The 21,454-nt window shown below is 45.8% G+C and carries 12 protein-coding genes; 8 read left to right on the top strand and 4 right to left on the bottom strand.

The window, feature by feature from the left end; all coding sequences use genetic code 11:
• Nucleotides 1-44 precede the first annotated feature (44 nt).
• The gene (locus FIS9605_RS37220) at nucleotides 45-3,839 is read right to left on the bottom strand and encodes an nSTAND1 domain-containing NTPase (RefSeq protein ID WP_051470038.1); all 3,795 of its coding nucleotides are present in this window, start codon (nucleotides 3,837-3,839) and stop codon (nucleotides 45-47) included.
• A gap of 199 nt (nucleotides 3,840-4,038) precedes the next feature.
• Nucleotides 4,039-4,626 (bottom strand): Uma2 family endonuclease, encoded by a 588-nt coding sequence (locus tag FIS9605_RS0115605; RefSeq protein ID WP_026733424.1) that lies wholly within the window; start codon nucleotides 4,624-4,626, stop codon nucleotides 4,039-4,041.
• A gap of 116 nt (nucleotides 4,627-4,742) precedes the next feature.
• On the opposite strand from FIS9605_RS0115605, the gene bchD reads away from it, so the two are divergent.
• The 3 genes from bchD (at nucleotide 4,743) to rpsU (ending at nucleotide 7,607) form a co-directional block, all read left to right on the top strand.
• On the top strand, nucleotides 4,743-6,773 hold the full coding sequence (bchD, locus tag FIS9605_RS0115600) for a magnesium chelatase ATPase subunit D (protein ID WP_026733423.1): 2,031 nt from the start codon (nucleotides 4,743-4,745) through the stop codon (nucleotides 6,771-6,773).
• A gap of 202 nt (nucleotides 6,774-6,975) precedes the next feature.
• Nucleotides 6,976-7,284 (top strand): RNA recognition motif domain-containing protein, encoded by a 309-nt coding sequence (locus FIS9605_RS0115595; protein ID WP_026733422.1) that lies wholly within the window; start codon nucleotides 6,976-6,978, stop codon nucleotides 7,282-7,284.
• Nucleotides 7,285-7,412: 128 nt separating this feature from the next.
• The gene (rpsU, locus tag FIS9605_RS0115590; protein WP_026733421.1) at nucleotides 7,413-7,607 is read left to right on the top strand and encodes a 30S ribosomal protein S21; all 195 of its coding nucleotides are present in this window, start codon (nucleotides 7,413-7,415) and stop codon (nucleotides 7,605-7,607) included.
• Nucleotides 7,608-7,724: 117 nt separating this feature from the next.
• On the opposite strand, the gene pip is transcribed toward rpsU, so the two are convergent.
• Both pip and FIS9605_RS46115 read right to left on the bottom strand, forming a co-directional pair.
• Nucleotides 7,725-8,672 (bottom strand): prolyl aminopeptidase, encoded by a 948-nt coding sequence (gene pip / locus FIS9605_RS0115585; RefSeq protein WP_026733420.1) that lies wholly within the window; start codon nucleotides 8,670-8,672, stop codon nucleotides 7,725-7,727.
• Between the two features lie 198 nt (nucleotides 8,673-8,870).
• Nucleotides 8,871-8,996 (bottom strand): hypothetical protein, encoded by a 126-nt coding sequence (locus tag FIS9605_RS46115; protein ID WP_269321046.1) that lies wholly within the window; start codon nucleotides 8,994-8,996, stop codon nucleotides 8,871-8,873.
• 710 nt (nucleotides 8,997-9,706) lie between these two features.
• Here FIS9605_RS46115 and FIS9605_RS37215 point away from each other — a divergent pair.
• The 5 genes from FIS9605_RS37215 to FIS9605_RS0115555 all read left to right on the top strand — a co-directional run bounded on the left by FIS9605_RS37215 (nucleotide 9,707) and on the right by FIS9605_RS0115555 (nucleotide 20,886).
• On the top strand, nucleotides 9,707-10,987 hold the full coding sequence (locus tag FIS9605_RS37215) for a response regulator (protein WP_063748462.1): 1,281 nt from the start codon (nucleotides 9,707-9,709) through the stop codon (nucleotides 10,985-10,987).
• Nucleotides 10,984-11,349: a response regulator transcription factor gene (locus FIS9605_RS0115570; RefSeq protein WP_026733419.1), complete on the top strand. Its 366-nt coding sequence runs from the start codon at nucleotides 10,984-10,986 to the stop codon at nucleotides 11,347-11,349. Before FIS9605_RS37215 ends, FIS9605_RS0115570 begins: the two co-directional genes overlap by 4 nt.
• 116 nt (nucleotides 11,350-11,465) lie before the next feature.
• Nucleotides 11,466-12,032: a chemotaxis protein CheW gene (locus FIS9605_RS0115565; RefSeq protein WP_051470037.1), complete on the top strand. Its 567-nt coding sequence runs from the start codon at nucleotides 11,466-11,468 to the stop codon at nucleotides 12,030-12,032.
• Nucleotides 12,033-12,141: 109 nt separating this feature from the next.
• Nucleotides 12,142-17,265 carry a GAF domain-containing protein gene (locus FIS9605_RS37210; RefSeq protein ID WP_082209789.1) on the top strand — a complete coding sequence of 1,708 codons (5,124 nt, stop codon included), beginning with the start codon at nucleotides 12,142-12,144 and terminating at the stop codon, nucleotides 17,263-17,265.
• 258 nt (nucleotides 17,266-17,523) lie between these two features.
• Nucleotides 17,524-20,886, top strand: coding sequence for a hybrid sensor histidine kinase/response regulator (locus tag FIS9605_RS0115555; protein ID WP_026733417.1), 3,363 nt, complete (start codon nucleotides 17,524-17,526; stop codon nucleotides 20,884-20,886).
• Nucleotides 20,887-21,454: the final 568 nt, after the last annotated feature.

Genomic DNA, 21,454 nt, shown 5'->3' with positions numbered 1-21,454 from the left:
AAGTCCCGTTAACAAAAAAGCGTGCAATATCTACGCGCATCAGCTTACTCCTGAATTTCTCTGAAGTTTTCCAGTGCCTTCTGGTACCTTTCCATGTACCCTTGTTGCTGATAAAGCTTGACAGCTTTGTAAAAATTCTCAGCGGCTAACTGCCTATTGCCTAACTTGGCGTAGCAAAATCCCCGATATTCGTGGGCATCTGCATGGTTTGGTATAAGGCGAATTAAGCAATCAAAATCTTCTATCGCCCCCTGATAATCTTCCAAGTCCATGCGGATCTTGCCCCGATTATAATAAGCACCTGTATGCTTGGGCTTTAATTGAATTGCCCGGCAAAAGTCATCAAACGCTGCTTGAAAAGCTTTCGCCTTCCGCTTGGTTACACCTTGTTTGTTGAACTCATCCGCTGGTGTTGGATTCCACACGTACTTTTGACACGTTTTACAGGCGGCTTCTGTTAAACTGCCCTGTTTGGGATTTTGGAATACACGGCGATCGCGCAACCTGTCACAGCAAAATTGCAGCCACGCTTGCCAGTTGCCCTTCCACAAGCGCACTGTATTATCAGAACTACCACTGGCAATCATCTGTCCCGAAGGGCTAAAGGCAACGCAATAGACTTCACTCTCATGGCCGCGCAGTGGTTCACCAATGGGGTTGCCTTGAATATCCCACAGGCGTACTGTATTATCCGAACTACCACTGACAATTATCTGCCCATCTGGACTAAAGGCAACTGCAAAGATTCCATTCTCATGCCCGCGCAGTGGTTCACCAATGGGGTGGCCCTGATTGTCCCACAAACGAATTGTGTTGTCCCAACTACAACTGGCAAGCATCTGCCCATCCGGACTAAAGGCGACGCAATAGACTTCACTCTCGTGCCCACACAACTCCTCATCGATGGGATTACCCCGAATATTCCACAAGCGCACTGTGTTATCCGAACTACCACTGGCAAGCATCTGTCCATCTGGGCTAAAGGCAACTGAATAAACAATACTCTTGTGCCCGCGTAGCGGTTCACCAATGGGGTTGCCTTGGATATCCCACAAACGAACTGTGCGATCATCACTGCCACTGGCAAGCATCTGCCCCGAAGGGCTAAAGGCAACACTATTAACTCCACTCTCATGTCCGCGCAGTGGTTCACCGATGGGGTTGCCTTGAATGTCCCACAAACGGATTGTGTTGTCCCAACTGCCACTGGCAAGCATCTGTCCCGAAGGACTAAAGGTAACTGCAAAGACTCCACTCTCATGTCCGCGCAGTGGTTCACCGATGGGGTTGCCTTGAATGTCCCACAAACGGATTGTGTTGTCCCAACTGCCACTGGCAAGCATCTGTCCCGAAGGACTAAAGGTAACTGCAAAGACTCCACTCTCATGTCCGCGCAGTGGTTCACCAATCGGGTTGCCTTCGATGTCCCACAAACGGACTGTATTGTCCCAACTGCTACTGGCAAGCATCTGCCCCGAAGGGCTAAAGGCAACTGCAAAGACTCCACTCTCATGTCCGTGCAACGGTTCACTAATGGAGTTGTTCTGAATATCCCACAACCGGACTGTTTTGTCCCAACTGCTACTGACAAGCGTCTGCCCATCTGGACTAAAAGCGACAGCAAAGACTCTACTCTCGTGCCCGCGCAGTGGTTCACCAATCGGGTTGCCTTCGATGTCCCACAAACGGACTGTCTTGTCCCAACTGCCACTGGCAAGTATCTGCCCATCAGGACTAAAGGCTACTGAAAATACTCCACTTTCATGCCCCCGCAATGGTTTACCGATGGGGTTGCCTTGGATATTCCACAAGCGGATTGTGCGATCGTCGCTACTCGTGGCCAGCATCTGCCCATCAGGACTAAAGGCAACACAATAGACGCCACTTTCATGCCCGCGCAACGGTTCGCCAATCAGGTTGCCTTGGATGTCCCACAAGCGGATTGTGCGATCGTCGCTACTCGTGGCAAGCATCTGCCCATCAGGACTAAAGGCCACACAATAGACGCCACTTTCATGCCCGCGCAACGGTTCGCCAATGAGATTGCCTCGAATGTCCCACAAACGAACTGTGTTGTCCCAACTGCCACTGGCAAGCATCTGCCCCAAAGGGCTAAAGGCAACTGACAATACTCCACTCTGATGTCCGTGCAACGGTTCACCAATGAGATTGCCTTGAATGTCCCACAAACAAACTGTGTTGTCCCAACTGCCACTGGCAATCATCTGCCCCGAAGGGCTAAAGGCAACGGATGTGACTTCACTCTCATGCCCGTACAACGGTTCACCAATGGCGTTGCCCTGAATATCCCACAAGCGCACTGTGTAGTCCGAACTACCACTAACAATCATCTGTCCATCTGGACTAAAAGCGACGGATGTGACTTCACTCTCATGTCCTTGAAACAGAGTTGGCACTCTGGTTTTTACCATCGCTTTATGCAAGCTAGTTTGAACCGAATCAAGAATCTGTTTTGGCAATTTATCCAAATTTTCACCGATTGTTTGAATTGCCAGCAACAAACTGTTGAGTGGTTCGGTAGGGAGCAGGTATAGTACTCTCGCTGCTTTCTCTTGCAGTCTAGATTCGATGAGTTCAAGTTCTAACTTACGGATCTGTTCGTTTTTTTCTTTTTCTTTGATCCAGGTTTGCAATTTTGGCCAAGCAGTTATTAGGGCTTCATGGGCAATTTCTATAGTAGATTTTTGTTTTCCTGCAATCACTAAGTGTTCGCCGATCAGCTGATTAAGTGTCTTCTCTAAAACTCCACCATCTTTAAACTGATCCTGCTCAGTTCTTTTACTAACAGTCTTATTATCAACAATATCTACTAATTCAATAAAGATTTTTTTAACTGCTTCTTTTTCTGCTTCTGCAAGTTCTGTATATATCTTTTCTGCCTGCTTTGGAAGTGCGCCAGCAACTCCTCCTAAATCATTGTATGTTTTTGTAGTTAGCTTGCGGTTTGCGATCTCTTCTTTTTGCCAAAGCAAATTTAGGGTGTATTGTAGCAGAGGTAAACTATTTACCTGTCGCTTAAAATCGTTGATAATCTGTTCGATTAACTCTTCCTCAAAAATTACACCATTTCTAGCCGCTCCTTCAGCGATCGCTAATCTGAGTTTACCCCGGCTCATATCAGTAATAAAGCGAATATGTTGCTCTGTAGCAGCTGCTAAATTGGGGCAGAGACTAAATCTGTCACAAAAATCAGCCCGCATTGTCAAAATAATCTTGAGCGAATCATTTCGGGCTGCAATCAGTTGCACAAGGCTATCAATAAATTTGTCACATTTTTCTTTAGATGTTCTGGTAAAAAGCTCCTCAAATTGATCGATAAAAATTAACCAGTGAGAATCCTCTTTTAGAGCTTCTACAACCCTCATAAAGGTATCAGTTCCCACTTGTCGAGCTATCTCAGCCTTTTCCTGCCCGTATTGAGAACTCAGAGATAAATATAGAGACTCAAATGGGTTTTCATCTGGTACAAAAGTTAAATTGATAAAATTTTTATCTAAAAATGTTGGGATGATTCCAGCCCTAACTAGTGATGATTTACCACTACCTGATACTCCCAAAAGCACAATTAAATGATTTTGCTCTAAATCCCAATTTAATCTTGTAATTAAAACGTCTCGCCCAAAAAATTTGTCCTTGTCTTCCGGCTCAAATTTTTCTAATCCTTTGTAGGGAGACTGCATAATCAGTGGACGCTTCAGAATACTCTCATCAGGCTCATTAGAAACAAAGTATTGATAGAAGGGTTCACCGCTAATTTGTCCGGCCGCAACACCTTCAACTAACTCACGAACTTCATTTGTATATCCTTCTTCAGGCATATGTTTCCCCAGTCATTTATAAATTGCTGGAATTTTATTTGGTACTTGTACACCCTCGTTACCAGGTTCAACTTGGTAATAAGGACTAGAGACTCTGGCTCTTCTTAAGAATAGTGCAAGATAAAAACTTGGTTAACTAAGTTAGTAAACTTATGTGCGAGTATGAAAAACTATCAAACACTAAATTGTGATATAAATTTTAAGAATTGAGCTTTGGCGGGAAAATCCTACTTAAATCAAGAGACAAATCCGGAAAAAAAGGTAAGGAAATTACTTGATTGGATAAGACAATTCTTTTATTCAAATAGCCATATTTCCCTTGATGATTCTGGTATGGTTGACTGTAATACTCTAAATAGTTATCCCCTAAATTAAATATCCAATAATCAGAAATACCTGCTTGAGCATAAAGAGGCATTTTCACATCTCGGTCATAATCTAAGGAAGAATCTGCAACTTCTATAACTAACAACACATCAGTAGGTTCGGGATGACCAGAAAGATAATTATCATTACGATTTTTGACAATAGCGAAATCTGGCTCAGGTTCGCTGTTGGGTGGTAGAGTAATCGGGGCTTGAGATTGCAAGGTTGCCCTGTCTCCTACCAGTCTTGGTAGTTCTCGCAATAAGTTTCTTAGACAAGTTTCATGGGCTTTGCCCTTCGCTACCATTTGAATAATTTCTCCATTGATTAATTCAATGCGGTCATCCTCGTGGAAAAAGCCCAATTCTGCGAGTCTGTGGTATTCAGCGAGTGTAAAACGTTTAGCTTGAGCAATACTCATACATTTTTCTCCCAAGGGAAAAGCGATCGCCCTCATCGCCCCTAATTGCCTTCACACTTATTCTAGATGTCCCAGATTTGATAAGCTAAAAACCTAGAGAAGCTATTATACAAACCATGCCTGCGCCTACTACCACCCCCAGTATTACCACCTTCCCCTTGACTGCCGTCGTCGGTCAAGAAGCAATTAAATTAGCTTTACTATTAGCAGCAGTCGATCCGGGTTTAGGGGGAGTGGCGATCGCAGGTCGTCGGGGTACGGCAAAATCTGTGATGGCGCGTGCGATTCACGCCCTCTTACCACCGATTGAAGTTGTTAAAGGTTCGATCAGTAACTGCGACCCCAATCACCCAGAAGAATGGGATGATAAACTTCTCCTCACCCTCCCCCAAGAGGGCGGACAAGATGTCCACCCCACAATCGAAACTGAAGTTATCCCCGCACCCTTTGTCCAAATTCCTCTAGGAGTGACAGAAGACCGGCTCATCGGTTCTGTGGATGTGGAACAATCGGTTAAACAAGGGCAAACAGTATTTCAGCCTGGGTTACTCGCCGCTGCACACCGAGGCGTCCTCTACGTCGACGAAATTAATTTATTAGACGATCAAATTAGCAACTTACTTTTAACAGTATTATCTGAGGGACGCAATCAAATTGAGCGCGAGGGCATTAGTTTTCAGCATCCTTGCAAACCCCTGTTTATCGCTACCTACAACCCAGAAGAAGGGGCTTTACGAGAACATTTGCTTGATAGAATTGCCATTGTTTTGAGTGCGGATGGTGTCCTGGGTTTAGATCAAAGAGTCCAAGCAGTTGAACAAGCGATCGCCTATTCCAAATCTCCCCAAGAGTTTCTTCAGCAGTACAGCGAAGATATCGACGCCCTCAAAACCCAAATTATCTTTGCCCGGGAATGGCTAAAAGATGTTCGCATCACCCATGACCAAATTACCTATTTGGTCGAAGAAGCAATTCGCGGGGGAGTGGAGGGACATCGCGCCGAGTTATTTGCTGTGCGCGTTGCCAAAGCATCGGCGGCGCTGGATGGACGCACGCAAGTCAACGCCGATGATTTGCGCCGGGCCGTGGAATTAGCGATCGTCCCGCGGGCAACTCAGGTGCAGACACCGCCACCCGAACAACCGCCACCACCGCCACCTCCACCCCAAGATCAAGAACAACCCGAGGACGAAAATCAAGAACAAGAGGAAGAGGAAGATAACCAAGAACAACAAGAACCCCCCAATATTCCCGAAGAATTTATCTTTGATCCCGAAGGGGTAATACTTGACGAAAGTGTGCTTTATTTTGCTCAGATGGCAAAACGGCACGGTAAATCTGGCAGTCGCAGTTTAATCTTTTCCGAAGACCGGGGACGCTACATTAAGCCGATGTTGCCCAAAGGAAAAGTGCGGCGCGTCGCCGTGGATGCCACGTTGAGAGCAGCAGCGCCGTATCAAAAAGCACGACGGGAACGACATCCAGGTAAGAAAGTAATTATAGAGCAGGGAGATATCCGTTCTAAGCGCATGGCACGCAAAGCCGGGGCGTTGGTGGTATTTGTAGTGGATGCTTCTGGCTCGATGGCGTTGAATCGGATGCAGTCTGCGAAAGGTGCGGTGATGCAACTATTAACAGAAGCGTATCAAAACCGCGATCAAGTGGCGTTAATTCCCTTCCGGGGAGAGCAAGCAGAGGTGTTATTACCACCGACACGTTCAATTGCCTTGGCACGGAATCGCTTGGAAAGATTGCCTTGTGGTGGAGGTTCGCCGCTAGCGCATGGATTGACGCAAGCTGTGCGCGTTGGGTTGAATGCTCAAATGAGTGGAGATATCGGGCAAGTTGTGATTGTGGCGATCACTGATGGACGCGGTAACATTCCCTTGGCACGTTCTTTGGGTGAACCGCAAGAACCAGGAGAGAAACCAGATATCAAAGCGGAATTATTAGATATTGCTGCTAGAATCCGGGCTTTGGGAATGCAGTTGTTGGTGATTGATACCGAGAGTAAATTTGTTTCAACTGGGTTTGCCAAAGAAATAGCAAAAACATCTGGAGGCAAGTATTATCATTTGCCTAAAGCCACGGATCAAGCCATTGCTGCTATGGCCAAAGGAGCGATCGCCGATATAAAATCGCGATAGTCAAAACGATTTGTGAGTCTACTTACGTGCTTTAAACATCATCGTCACATAAAATCAACCCGTTGATGTTTAAGCATTCCAAATTTGTGGTATGCTTTCTATAGAAGATTAAATTCGGTTGGACAGTTTGTTTTTATTTACACATATTACTACAGACTTCTCCGGATCTAAATCTCTACACTTTCAATCCTGGAGATGTTTTATGTCAATATATGTGGGTAATCTATCCTACGAGGTAGAGCAAGAAGACATCAAACAGGTCTTTTCTGAGTATGGGACTGTTAAGAGTGTCCAATTACCTGTAGATCGAGAAACAGGTCGCGTGCGAGGATTCGCTTTTGTAGAAATGGAATCAGACGCAGAAGAAGCTGCCGCCATTGAAGCCCTTGATACTGCTGAGTGGATGGGTCGTAGCTTGAAAGTTAATAAAGCTAAACCCAAAACAGATAGAGGTTCATTTAGTGGTAGACGAGGAAACAGTGGTGGTGGAGGTTACTCTCGACGCTACTAAAAGTTTCAAAAAAAATTTAACTTTTAAGTCTCTTGGGCAGACGAAGAGTCTGCCCTTTTTTGTTCTCAGTTAATTGGATGGTTTTTACCCAACCACCTATTAAGTTTATTTAGTAGGAGAAAAAGCGAATGACCCAAATAGTAGTTGGCGAAAATGAAGGACTTGAATCAGCTTTACGTCGGTTTAAACGCCAAGTGTCTAAGGCGGGAATCATGCCAGACTTAAAGAAACATCGTCACTTTGAAACGCCTCTAGAAAAAAACAAGCGTAAAGCTAAAGCTATTGCTAACTCTAAGCGCTATAAGAGACGTTTCCGCCGTTAACCAAAGCGCATATATATTATTAACCGTATTGCTGATTACAGGCTTTGACTCAGAATGACTGATTGTTGGTTGTTGGTAGTTATTCCATACAACAACCAACCTACAACAAACAACTAATTACAAAAAAGCAAACTTATCTGTTGTCTCAACCAAAGCACTAAGAATTCCTGGTTCGCTCATTGAATGTCCAGCATCAGGAACAATAATAAATTCAGCTTCTGGCCATGCACGATGCAATTCCCAAGCTGATATCATCGGGCACACAACATCATAACGCCCCTGAACAATTACAGCCGGAATGTGGCGGATGCGGTGAACATTTAAAAGCAATTGGTCTTCGGGATTAAAAAATCCTTTGTTGATAAAGTAATGACATTCAATGCGTGCAAAAGCATCAGCAAATTGACTCTCACCAAACTTTTGCATTAATTCTGTATCTGGAAACAATCTACTAGTGCTAGCTTCCCAAATTGACCAAGCACGGGCTGCATCGAGCCTAACTTGCATATCTGGACTAGTCAAGCGTTTGTAATACGCTGTTAGCAGATCGTCACGTTCAGCAGCAGGAATTGGTTTGAGGTACTCTTCCCAAGCATCGGGAAAAATATAGCTAGTACCTTCTTGATAGAACCAATGCAACTCCTTTTGTCGCAACATGAAAATGCCACGCAGGATTATTCCCGTACAACGTTCGGGATAAGTTTCGCTGTAGGCTAATGATAGAGTACTTCCCCAACTACCACCAAAGACAACCCACTTTTCAATACCTAAATGCTCTCGCAGTTTTTCAATATCATTGACTAAATCCCATGTGGTGTTTTCTCGCAATTCAGCATGAGGTGTACTTTTTCCGCAACCACGTTGGTCAAACATGACCAAGCGCCATTTTTCTGGATTAAAATATTGTCGGTAATATGGCGGACATCCCCCACCCGGGCCACCGTGGAGTAGAACAATAGGCTTACCCTGCGGATTGCCTGACTCTTCAAAATGAATTGTGTGGATGTCTGATACCTGTAATTTTCCTTCTCGATAAGGCTCAATTGCTGGATAAAGTACTCGCATTTTCACAATTATCTGATAGTCATTATGCAATGATATGACAGTAGGAGCATGTTAAGTTTTGGGCATTGCATAATTAAGGGATGACTCTTGTGGAATGGGCGTCCCGTCTGTCCCTTCTTGTATTTTGAGGGCGGGCTGTCCGGCCCACCCCACAAGAATTTGAAAAATTTTCAACATGCAAATTAAATGTGCTTTAGGTTAGAAATGGCGATCGCTTTGTTTTTCTAGACTTATTAATTTCTCGGCAGGGCTACCGATCAGTTGCATTCCATACCACTCCCATAACCATAATATTTCTTCAATCACCCTGAAATCAGGAAACATTCCTCTAGTTACTGTATATACTCGTAATCAAAATCTAAAATTTTATAGAATTTTTCCATAAATGTAGCGGTGCGATCGCTCATCTCAATCAGCACCAATTGGACGAACAGCTAATGGACGAGGAATATTTCAAATCTGCTACTTTTTTGTTCCGAGTTTGTCACCTTACTAAGATACATTTGAAGGCAAGCAGTTTAACATTGCCTGCCAAATAGTTCGCCAGTGGCTATAACTAAATACCAAATTTGTGACATAGCTAAATGAAGACCCACGCTGCTACCGCAGCGAGGGTAGGATAGGTTAAGGGAGTTCCAAATAAAAAAATATCCAATTGTTCTTAGACAAACAAGGAGGGCAAGGGGGAAGAAGTCGTTTTGGATGCAGGAGTTGGATAATTTATTTTTTGGAGTTGCTTAAAACAATATTTTTCCATTGGGAAGTTAAGTTTATTCCCTAGAGCTTGATTAAAGTGGTGCATTTGATCCCAAATTCGCATTTTATAAATCATTTTTACCCTGGCGAATAAAATACTGCTTCGCAATGCTTTAAGCTAACGCGGCTACGGAAAGTTAACCGCAGCCCATGAGTGTTGCGTAGGCTCTCGATTTTTGGGGGTAATTAAACCGGATTTAGTATGAGTTTTAAATTAAATATTTTAAATAAAAGTTACACGGTAATAAATAAAAAATATTACAACAATCCAGTCAAACATGAATATTCACGGGGTAGTTAGCACTGAGAAACTAGCAAAGTTGATACAGGCTTGTGTAAGTGAGCATTTTACAGGTCGATTGAGCGTTGAAAATACTCATTTTTTACAATCTTGGACTCTGTATTTCTACCAAGGTTGTTTGATTTGGGCGGCAAGTTCGGTGCATCCAATTCGCCGTTTCTGTCGGCAAATGTCTTTACACTGTCCGGAACTATCCATCCATACTGCGATCGAATGGGGATCGGATACTGTTGATTTGGACTACATCTTTTTAGCAAAACTTGTGAAACAAGGGAAAATCCAGTGGAAGCAGATGGCGGCAGTGATTGAAGGTCAGATTACGGAGATACTGTTCGATCTCCTACAACAGTCAGAACTGCAAAGCCGTTCAATCATCCCACTAACCTACAGGCGGATTCCCGAAAGCACTATAGATTCAACCACAAAAAATTCAAGTTTGGTGTTAGTTGCAACAGAATACTGTTGGCTACAAGCAAAGCAGGCTTGGGAAGCTTGGCGTCAAGCAGGCTTGAGAGACTATTCCCCAAACTTGGCTCCCGCGATCCGACACGCTAAACAATTGCAACTGCTGATTCCAGCAGTTGCATACCGCAACCTGATCTCTTTAGCAGATGGTAACTGGACTTTAAGGGATTTAGCAGTCAAGTTGAAACAGAACCTTTTACCCCTTACTCAATCAATTATTCCCTACATCCATCAAGGATTGATCGGACTGATTGAGGTTGAGGATATCAAAGAGTCCTTTCAGCTTAAGTTAGCTGCTAGCAATGTTTCGCAACCGCATCTGCAAGCATCAACCAGTCCGTTAGTAGCCAGTATTGATGACAGCAAAAACGATCGCTTGATGATAAGTCGCATTCTCACCCAGGCTGGCTATCGCTTTATCAATGTTGAAGATCCGGTGAAAGCACTGCTGATATTGCTAAAACACAAACCCGATCTGATCTTTTTAGATTTGATCATGCCTGTTGTCAATGGGTATGAAATCTGTTCACAAATTCGCCGCACTTCGGTTTTCAAAGATACCCCTGTGATTATTCTCACCAACAATGACGGTATTGTAGACCGAGTGCGGGCAAAGGTGGTATGTGCATCGGGCTTTTTAGCAAAGCCCATCAAAGCAGAGAAGGTGCTGAAAATTGTCCAAAAGCATCTACCAACTACAAAGCCTGTTCAATCTCAGGGGTTGCAAATGCAAACTCTCAACCCAAAACTAGTGAATTTAAACAGTCAGTCTTGTCTTACGGAACTTTTATGATTACAGTCCTTTTGGTTGAAGATAGCTTGACGGAAACCGAGGTGTTGACCCATTATCTCAGGCAAGCGGGTCTAGCGGTAGTAAGTGCCACCAGCAGTGAGGAAGCGCTGGTTAAACTTCAGTCACAGACACCGGATTTGATGATTATCGATGTGATTTTGCCTGGTCAAAGCGGATTTGAACTCTGCCATGAAATCAAGAGCAATGACCGTACCCGAGGAATCCCAGTAGTGATTAGCTCAACCAAAGGAACCGAGGCAGACAAACTCTTGGGTACGATGCTGGGAGCTGATGCCTACATACCCAAGCCGATAGATCAACAAAAACTGCTGCAAACAATCCAACAATTGACTGCTGTTTAGTCATTAGTCATTAGTCAATAGTCATTGGTTAGTGGTTAGTGGTTGTAGAGACGTGCCATGGCACGTCTGTACATTGGTTAGTGGTCATTAGTTATAAATATTTAGACAAATGACAAATGACAAATGACCAAAATTTAGATATGTTCGCTCAAACGTTTGTCAACTCTATAGCGACTAGTTTTGACCCACTGATATTAGACCAACTGCCTCCAGAACGCCCCCTATCTCGGTTGATCCGCTTTCCTCTTGGTTCGCAAGACAGTGCGCTGCTACCCCTAGAGCAGATAGCAGAAATTCTCAGGATTGACGTGGCGGAAATTTTGCCAGTTCCGCAAATGCCCAGTTGCGTTTTAGGAATTGGCAATTGGCGGGGAGAAATGCTTTGGTTAGTAGACCTAAACCATCTTGTTGGCTATCCACCCTTGACTTTGACAGCAGGGGTATCTCCTATTGCAATGGTGGTTCAGGTCAATGGCCAGTCTGTAGGTCTGGTGGTAGAGAAAGTAAATGATATCGAATCACATGATTTGGAAAAGCTGCATCCACCGTCCTTTGGCTTATTTCCTGGCTCGCTGTTGCCTTTTGTTCTGGGGTATCTGCCTGGGGATAGGGGGAATGTCTTGGACGTTGCAGCCATTGCTGGATTTTCTCTGTGGCAGAGCCACAAAAAGACGGAAGGATGAAGAATTAAGGCTGAAAATTTCAGCCTACTCTTGGGGAATCCACCCGCAGGCCGTCTATATCTTTCATCCTTATTTATTCATATATCCTCCATCAATATCAATAAGCAATATGACCACTGACACTCAAGGTATCCTACAGGAATTTGAACAATCTCAGCCAATTATCAAGTCCCAACTCTACCAATCGCACAGTAACGGTAATAACGAGCAACAAACAGCTGGGGTGAAAGGCAATTTTGATCCCAACCAAGCTTTTGCATTAGTGACTGCCATCAAAACAGATTTGGAGCAGGCGGGAGAGGCTGTTAAACCTGAAAGCCTGGAGAAAGTTCACCAGCTGGAAAATTGGGCTTTGGAGTTGCAAAGACGGTTGCAGGCTAACCTGGCTGTCGCAACCGAGCAATACTTCCAGCGTGAGCGGCAGTGGTTATTGACCATTGCCAGCCAGATGCGCCAAGCAGCAAATATTGATACCATATTCCGAGAAATTATTCACGAGATTCAGCAGCATTTACGGGTAGACAGAACCTTGATCTACCGCTTCGAGTCTGATAATGAGGGCGTGGTGCTGTCAGAAGCAATAGTAAATGGTTATACTCCCAGTCTCAGTAAATCTCTGCCAGCGATCGCCTTTGGTGCTGAGAATCGGCTCAACTACCAACAAAAACAGCAGATCGCCTTGGATGACATCTCAGTCCTGAGTCCTTACCAACTCCAACTTTTGACACAGTTCCAAGTCACAGCCAGCTTGAGTCTGCCGATTCTGTTAGACAAAGAGGTTTGGGGCTTACTTGTCGTCCAGCAATGCTCTGGTTCCCGACAATGGCAGGAAGCTGAAATTAGTCTGCTCTACCAAGTTGTGACGGAACTAATGCTGATATTGCAGTCAACAGAACTGCGATCGCAATTACAAAAGCAGGCAGACTGGGAGCGCTCCGTCACCAAAGTCATCGCCAGAATTCTCCAGGCTCATGACGAAACTACAATCTTCCGCATCGCTACCCAAGAGGCTCGGAATTTACTCAATTGCGATCGCGTGGCGGTGTATCGATTCGATTCCAACTGGGGAGGCGAGTTTGTCGCTGAATCGGTAGCTGGTGGTTGGGTACCGTTGGTCGGGCCCGAGATCAAAACTATCTGGGATGATAGTTATTTGCAAGAAACTCAGGGGGGTCGGTATCGCAACCAGCAAGTATCGATTGTTGATGACATTTATAAGGTTGGTCTGTCTCCCTGTCATTTGGAAATATTGGAGCAATTTCAAGCCAAAGCTTTTGCGATCGCGCCGATTTTCTGTAGAGGAAAGCTGTGGGGTTTACTAGCTGCTTACAACAACAACGCACCTCGCCAATGGCAAGAAGCTGAAGTTAACGCCCTAAAACAGATTGGCATGCAGGTAGGTGTATCCTTGCAACAGGCAGAATCCACTCTCGCACTAGCTAAATCTTTAGAACGGGAACGAGCGATCGCCAAAATAGTTGAGCAGATTCGCCAGTCCTCCGATTCCCAGAGCATCATTAATACAACCGTTAGAGAAGTGCGACGCTTCTTAAACGCAGACCGAGTCGCAGTGTTCCAGTTTGACCCCAATTCTGACTATAATCATGGGCAAATTATTGCAGAAGATGTCCGGGCTGGTTTCACTTCCGCGCTACAAGCCAAGATCCAGGATCGTTGCTTCGGCAAGTACTACGATCAGTATCGCCAAGGTCGATACTGGGCAGCTAGTGATATTCAAAATATCGGTTTAACAGATTGTCACCTTGCCATGCTGTCTCAATTCCAGGTAAGGGCAAATCTAGTTGTGCCTCTGTTGAACGGAGAGCAACTCTGGGGCTTGCTGTGTATCCACCAGTGCAGCGATCCCCGTCAGTGGCAAGAAACAGAAATTCAATTTATCCAACAGATAGCCGCTCAATTTACAGTGGCACGGCGGCAGAAAGAATACACTGAACAACTGGCTAAAGCAGCAGAGCGAGAACGAGCAGTAGCCAGGGTGATTGACAAGATTCGCATCTCCTTAGATATTGACGCCATTTTCAAAGCAATAACGCAAGATGTCCGCAAACTACTAGATGTAGAGCGCATCACCATCTACAAGTTCCGTCCGGACTATTTCGGCGACTTTTTAGTAGAATCGGAGTCTGGGGGTTGGCCGAAACTGGTCGGCAGTGGTTGGGAAGACCCCTATTTAAACGAACACCAGGGTGGTAGGTTCCGCAACAAAGAACCCTTTGTCGCAGATGATATTTACAATGCTGGTCTAGACCCTTGCCATGTAGAAGCCCTTGAGTACTTTGGCGTCAAATCCTGCGCTGTCGTTGCCATCATGCAAGGAGAGAAACTGTGGGGGTTACTGTCGGCATTTCAACATAGCGGAGTACGGCATTGGGAAGAGAATGAAGTCAAACTGATGATGCAAATTGGCAATCAAATCGGACTAGCTTTGCAGCGAGCAGAGTACCTGCAACAGTTGCAAGAGCAATCCACCAAATTAACCAAAATCACAGAGCGGGAGCGAGCCGCAGCCAAAGTCATAGACAAGATCCGCAAGACATTAAACATTAAAACTATTTTCAAGACGACAACTCAAGAAGTCCGAGAACTGCTACAAGCTGAGCGTGTCGTTGTCTATCGCTTCGAGTCTGACTGGAGCGGTGAATTTGTGGCAGAATCCGTGAGTAGTGGTTGGACTGCGCTGATGCAGGAACAATTTGAAAATCCTATTCTGCGAGAGAATATCAGCGAATGCAGCGTGAAAATCCTCGGTAAAGAAAGAGCCACTGTTACGGATACCTATCTCCAAGAAACTCAGGGGGGTTCCTATGCCAAAGGAACAAACTTCAGGGTTGTTAATGATATTTACCAAGGAGAGTTCTCACCCTGCTACATTGAAATGCTGGAGCGTTATCAGGCAAGGGCTTATGTGATTGTTCCCATTTTCCAAGGAGAAAAGCTTTGGGGTCTGTTGGCAGCCTATCAAAACTCCAGTTCTCGGAACTGGGAAGAGGCTGAAGTTAACTTGATGACTCAAATTGGCGGTCAGCTGGGAGTAGCTTTGCAGCAAGCAGAGTACCTGCAACAATTGCAGGAGCAGTCCACCCAGTTAACTAAAGCTGCCGAACTGGAACGCGCCACAGCTAAGGTAATCGACAAGATTCGCAATACATCGAACATTGATGCCATTTTCAAGGCGACAACCCAAGATGTCCGCAAACTACTGGATGTAGAGCGCATTACCATCTACAAGTTCCGCCCAGATTACTTCGGTGACTTTTTGGTAGAGTCGGAGTCCGGGGGATGGCCAAAACTGGTTGGCAGTGCTTGGGAAGATCCCTATTTGCAAGAACACCAGGGCGGCAGATTCCGCAACAACGAACCCTTAGTTGTGGATGATATCTACAATGCTGGTCTGGCCGATTGCCATGTAGAAGCCCTCGAATTATTTGGAGTCAAAGCTTGCATGGTCGTTGCGATCATGCAAGGGCAGAAGCTGTGGGGGTTGCTGTCGGCATTTCAACACAGTGGTTCACGGCACTGGGAAGAGGCTGAACTCAGGCTGATGATGCAAATCGGTGGTCAACTAGGGGTGGCTTTGCGGCAGGCAGAGTATATTGAAGAACTTCGCGTCCAGTCAGAACGGTTAACCAAATCGGTCGAACGAGGGACAATCTACAGCAAACTGGTCTACAGACTGGGATTGGCTCTGATTCAGGAGAATTTTTCCCTTGACCGCGTGTTGCAAATGGCTCTTCAGGAATTACGCAGACAGTTGCAGACCGACCGGACAGTCATCTACCGCTTTCATCCTGACTGGAGTGGGGAATTTCTACTTGAGGATGTAGGCAACAATTGGGCAAAACTGGTGGGAAGCGACCTGGCTAAAGTCGAAGATACTTACCTGCAAGAAAGCAAGGGCGGTCGGTATCGCCACAAACAAAGTTCTAGCGTAGACAACATCTATACTGTTGGGCATGACGAATGCCACATTCAGTTGCTGGAGCAGTGGCAGGTGAAAGCCTATATGATTGCGCCGATATTCAAAGGTGAGCAACTTTGGGGACTATTAGGCGCTTATCAGAATGATGCACCACGCCATTGGGAGGAGATAGACATCAACTTGTTGGCTCAGGTCGGGGTGCAACTCGGTCTTGCTCTGCAACAAGCAGAATACCTAGAGCAACTGCGAACTCAATCCCAGCAATTAACAGAAGCAGCAACACGGGAAAAAACTGCTAAAGAGAAACTTCAGGAGGAAGTGATCCAGTTGCTGACAGCAGTGCGTCCTGGCTTAAAGGGAGACCTCACCATCCGCGTTCCTGTGTCAGAAACTGAAGTGGGAACCGTTGCTGATGTCTATAACAACATCTTGCGAAGCTTGCGGCGAATCGTCATGCAAGTGCAGACAGCATCCAGGCAAGTTGCCGAAACATCCCAAAACAGTGAAGCCTCGATTGTTGGTTTAGCTGACCAAGCCCAGCAGCAGTTTCTGGCTCTCAGTCAAGCGCTAGAGCAAATTCAGACGATGGTCAATTCTACCTTAGCCGTGGAGACGAGTGCCCAACAGGTAGAAGCGGCAATCCAAGAAGCAAACCAGACGGTTCGGGAAGGAGATGCGACCATGAACCGCACCGTCAATGGCATTGTCAATATCCGAGAGACGGTGGCGGAAACTAACAAGCGGCTGACGCGCTTGTCGGAATCTTCCCAGAAGGTTTCCAAGGTGGTGAACCTGATTAGCAATTTTACCACTCAAACTCAAATTCTGGCTCTGAATGCAGCGATTGAAGCCACCAGAGCAGGTGAGTACGGGCGTGGATTTGGCGTTGTTGCCGACGAGGTGCGAACTCTGGCGCGTCAGTCTGCTGAAGCCGCCACCGAAATTGAGCAGCTAGTGCAGGAAATCCAAGTAGGCACAGCTGAGGTTGCTGTAGCACTGGAGAAGGGCATCCAGGAGGTCGCCCAAGGAACGGCGATGGTACACGATACTCGCCATAATTTGAATGCGATCGTTCAAGCTACGTCCCACATCAGCCAGCTAGTGGAAGGTATCATCCAGGCAACGCAGTCACAAACCCAGCAGTTCCAATTAGTGACGCAAACCATGACCGAGGTGGCAAAGATTGCCAACAAAACCTCCGAGGATTCTATGGAAATGTCCACTTCCTTTAAGGAACTCCTGGCAATGGCTCAAAGTCTCCAGAGCAGTGCTGACCAGTTTAAAGTTGATTGATATTAGTTGTTAGTTGTTGGTTGTTAGGTGTTAGTTGTTAGTGGTTAGTAATTAATAGTTAGTAGTTAGTAGACAAACTCCCAACCAGTAACAACCAGTTATCAGTTATTCAGTTATCAGTTGCCGACTATTCACTGTTCACTGATTTCCAACCAACAACCAACAACCAACAACCCTCCGGGTTCGCCAGTCGCTCATGGGGGGAACCCCCTTTGGAGCGCGCTGGCTCACCAACAACCAACAACCAACAACCAACAAATGACTAATGACCCAAGCATTCACGAGCAGAGTTTGCACTACTTTCTCCAAGAAGCAGGGGAACTGCTGCAAGCCTTAGAACAGGAATTACTCAGTCTCCGAAAAGACTATAGTCTCAATAAGATCCACACCATGATGCGGCTCACCCACACCCTCAAAGGGGCAGCAGCTATGGTGGGAATGGAAACGATCAAAAGCGTAGCCCACTCTTTGGAGGATATTTTCAAAGCCCTGTGCAAACCTGGTTTGGTAATAGATGCAGAAGTGGAAGCTTTACTGTTTGAGGGTTATGAGTGTCTGCGCTTACCTCTAACAGCTTTATTTACAGGAGGGCAAGTAAATGATGCCGAAGTTCTTGACCGGACTGCCACTGTTTTTGCCCAACTGCAAGAAAAGCTAGGGGACTTTTTTGCTGATGAAGCTTATCTGCCTTCCTCGCAAGAATTAGGCTTTGACTTGATGCAGTCCATTTTTAAATTAGGTGTCGCCCAACAGTTAGACGAACTCGCCGCAGTGCTAGCTGATGGCGACCCAATGGCGATCGCCTCCAAGCTCCGGACTGAAGCCGAAGTTTTCCAAGGACTGGCAGAATCTTTAAAATTACCAGGTTTCGGAGCCATTGCCCAGGCGGCGATCGCAGCCCTGGCAGCCCATCCGGAGCAGGTGCTGACCATTGCCCAGACTGCTCTGTTGGACTTTCAGGACGCACGAGTTGCCGTACTCAATGGCGATCGCAATCAAGGCGGTCAACCCTCCCTGGCGCTGCTCCAACTGAGTGGACTAAGCACCAGTGTAAATCCAGCAGTAGAGTTAGAAGTTAGCCAAGATAATTTTGATGTCAGAGAGCCAATAGTAAAAAAAAGCACAAACAAAAATAGGGCAAGCCGTAAAAGTACACAGACACCAACAAGCACAAACAGGCAAAGCCGCAAAACCGTACAGACACAAACAGGCACAAACAGGCAGAGAAAGAAAAAGCCAAGGCCGGAGAATTTACCATCATCTGAGAATGCATCAGTTGAAGCTCAAGAGTCGGCAACTCAAAGAGAAGTTGGCTGGGTAGCTAGTACAACTGACACCAACTTGAATGAATCACAGAACCAGGAATCAGCCAACCCGCTCTTAGAGACTATCTGGGGCGCAGCAGAAGAAATTCACCGCCTCAACCCATCCCTAGAGGAGTCAGAAGAAGTTAACGATGAAGTGCCCCCCACCCCGACACCAGAAACCGACGAGTCAAGCCATGTTCTCCACAAAGACCAAATTTTTCCGTCTCGCACTGTGCGGGTGAATGTGGAAGAGCTAGAGCGCCTAGATTACTCAATTGGAGAATTGCTAACTAACCAAAACCGCCAGTCGCTCCAAAACGACCAGCTACTGGCTGCGGTGCGAGTAGTCCTCTCCCGGCTCAAGCAACATTCCTCACTGCTCGACCAATTGCAGGATCGCAGCGATCGTCTGTTCACTGTGCCGGAACAAGGGGAAGAGGACACGGGGACATTCTCCGCATCTTCCACTCTGGGCGTCACTGGATCTAATGAAACCGCGTCTTTGGAGGCGTCATCACCTCTGTCCCTCCCCGGTCTATCCATTGAACGTTTTGATTCCTTAGAACTAAATAGCTATAGCAAATCCCAGATTCTCATCCAGTCGATTCTGGAAAACACCGTGCAATTAGCAGAAGCCATCGATGCTATCGATTTGTTTGCTCGCCAGTCCAAACAGACTGTAGAAAAACAACGTCGGCTGTTGACCAGTACCCGTGATGCCCTAATGACAGCTCGGATGTCGCCCTTGGGCGAACTTTTCCGTCGCTTCCCCCTGCTGCTGCAACAGTTACAAGTTATACATAAAAAGTCAGTAGTACTGGAAATCCGTGGAAATGAAGTTCTAGTGGATAAAGTGGTGGTTGAAAAGCTATACGATCCCCTGTTGCACCTGATTCGCAATGCTTTTGACCACGGGATTGAGTCCCCCCCAATCCGGCAACAACGGGGTAAACCACACCAAGGTCAGATTGAAATCTGCGCCTACCATCAGGGTAGGTACTTGATGATTGAAATTCGGGATGATGGTCAAGGATTGGATTTTGACAAGATTCGCGCCACGGCGGTAGAACGTCAAATCGTTGCCGAAGCTAGCAATCTTAATGAAGCTGAGTTGACGAATTTACTGTTTGAACCAGGCTTTTCTACCGCTTCTGGTGTTAATGACCTCTCTGGGCGAGGCATTGGTCTGAATGTGGTGCGTACTCAGTTGCAAGCAATCCAGGGTTCGATCGCGGTTTCTTCTGAACTCCACCGAGGCACAACGTTCATACTCCAAATTCCCCTGAGTCTAAACATCGCGAGATTGCTTCTCACCCAGGCAGGCGATCGCATCTATACCTTTTTTACTGATGCGATCGAGCAAGTTCTCATGCCTCAAGCACACCAGATCAGATCCTGGGAAGGTGGTAAAGTCCTACGGTGGGGGAAGGGTGATGATGAACAACTCATCCCTATTTACCAACTCTCGAAAGTTCTGAATTATTTCTCGCCTTTGGACTCCTTGGTTTCCCAGCCCAAGCATACCTTTATCCCTCAGGGAGAAATGATGCCCATTATTCTCATCCGTTACCAAGATCGGCTTCTTGGTCTGGAAGTAGAGCAGATGCTTGGGGAACAAGAATTAGTTATTCGTCCTTTGGGGCAAATGATTGTGCCACCCAGCTATATTTATGGGGGAAGTATACTGGCTGATGGCCGGCTGACACTAGTACTCGACGCGGCAGCATTGATGGAGTATGTGTTGGATCGGCAAGCTAGTAGCCATACTAATTACCTACGGGATAGCGATGCTATTAACACACGATTATACACAAATGCTCGTATCCTCTCATCCAGTTCCCAGCAACGCCAATTACCCCAGTTCCGTACTGCCTCACTACCACCAGTCAAGGCCAAATTAGTTCCCCAGACAATACCAAACAAAATAGTTCTCATAGTGGATGATTCCATCACTGTGCGCCAAAGCTTGGCTCAGGCCCTACAAAAAGCTGGCTATCAGGTACTTCAGGCAAAAGATGGTTACGAAGCAATTCAGCAACTCCAGCATCACACAAGCATCGAGTTGGTGATCTGCGATATCGAGATGCCTCGAATGAATGGGTTTGAGTTTCTCAAACACCGTCAGCAAGACCCTGCTTTGGCAACTATTCCTGTAATTATCCTGACGTCTCGAAGTGGTGAAAAACACTGCTTGATGGCTTCGGAACTGGGGGCAACAGCTTATATCACCAAGCCTTATCTGGAACACAAGCTGTTAACAATGGTGAAAAATGTACTTGATCGGCACCTAATAGCGAATAGCACTTCTGGTTGATTGTTCATGGTTAATGGTTCCTGGCTATTAACTATTAACTACTTAATATTAGGAATACAATGTCACTGCATACCCGCATCAACAAAACCAATACCCAAGTTAAGTCTTGCTTGCCCTACCCCGATAATTCCAATCAGATCAAGACTTACAGTTAGTAGCTTTATGGACAAATATCTCTAAGCCACTTTACCCGGAGTGACCCGGAAGGGGCAAACTGCAATACCCGCTATCCCGAAGCCAAAAGCCGCAGGGACTACCTTTCTAATCAAATTCAGACTGGCGTTGATATCAGCATGGATGCGTAAACCATGCTTGGATTTGTACCATGCCCTTGTGATTCGCTTGCCACTAAAACTATGTTTCTCGCCTTGCTTGTAGACTGGGATTGGGTCTAAATCAAGAAACGAAGATGCGCTGGTTTATATCTGATTAAATTATAAATAACAACAACAACAACAGCGTAGCTGATATGAAGTTTTATCACTACGCTGTTTTCATATCTATACAAAATAATCTTTTACATCTATAATGTAAACAACGATATTGAGAGTAAGTGAGGATGAAAGTC

Origin of the sequence: Fischerella sp. PCC 9605 (assembly GCF_000517105.1) — a bacterium.
In the GTDB taxonomy this organism is placed as follows: domain Bacteria; phylum Cyanobacteriota; class Cyanobacteriia; order Cyanobacteriales; family Nostocaceae; genus PCC9605.
This window is presented reverse-complemented; position numbering and strand designations above follow the sequence as displayed.

Bases quoted from the DNA above. Each gene is read 5' to 3' on its own strand.
- FIS9605_RS37220 (WP_051470038.1), bottom strand. From the start codon at position 3,839: ATGCCTGAAGAAGGATATACAAATGAAGTTCGTGAGTTAGTTGAAGGT.
- FIS9605_RS0115605 (WP_026733424.1), bottom strand. From the start codon at position 4,626: ATGAGTATTGCTCAAGCTAAACGTTTTACACTCGCTGAATACCACAGA.
- bchD (WP_026733423.1), top strand. From the start codon at position 4,743: ATGCCTGCGCCTACTACCACCCCCAGTATTACCACCTTCCCCTTGACT.
- FIS9605_RS0115595 (WP_026733422.1), top strand. From the start codon at position 6,976: ATGTCAATATATGTGGGTAATCTATCCTACGAGGTAGAGCAAGAAGAC.
- rpsU (WP_026733421.1), top strand. From the start codon at position 7,413: ATGACCCAAATAGTAGTTGGCGAAAATGAAGGACTTGAATCAGCTTTA.
- pip (WP_026733420.1), bottom strand. From the start codon at position 8,672: ATGCGAGTACTTTATCCAGCAATTGAGCCTTATCGAGAAGGAAAATTA.
- FIS9605_RS46115 (WP_269321046.1), bottom strand. From the start codon at position 8,996: ATGTTTCCTGATTTCAGGGTGATTGAAGAAATATTATGGTTATGGGAG.
- FIS9605_RS37215 (WP_063748462.1), top strand. From the start codon at position 9,707: ATGAATATTCACGGGGTAGTTAGCACTGAGAAACTAGCAAAGTTGATA.
- FIS9605_RS0115570 (WP_026733419.1), top strand. From the start codon at position 10,984: ATGATTACAGTCCTTTTGGTTGAAGATAGCTTGACGGAAACCGAGGTG.
- FIS9605_RS0115565 (WP_051470037.1), top strand. From the start codon at position 11,466: ATGACAAATGACCAAAATTTAGATATGTTCGCTCAAACGTTTGTCAAC.
- FIS9605_RS37210 (WP_082209789.1), top strand. From the start codon at position 12,142: ATGACCACTGACACTCAAGGTATCCTACAGGAATTTGAACAATCTCAG.
- FIS9605_RS0115555 (WP_026733417.1), top strand. From the start codon at position 17,524: ATGACTAATGACCCAAGCATTCACGAGCAGAGTTTGCACTACTTTCTC.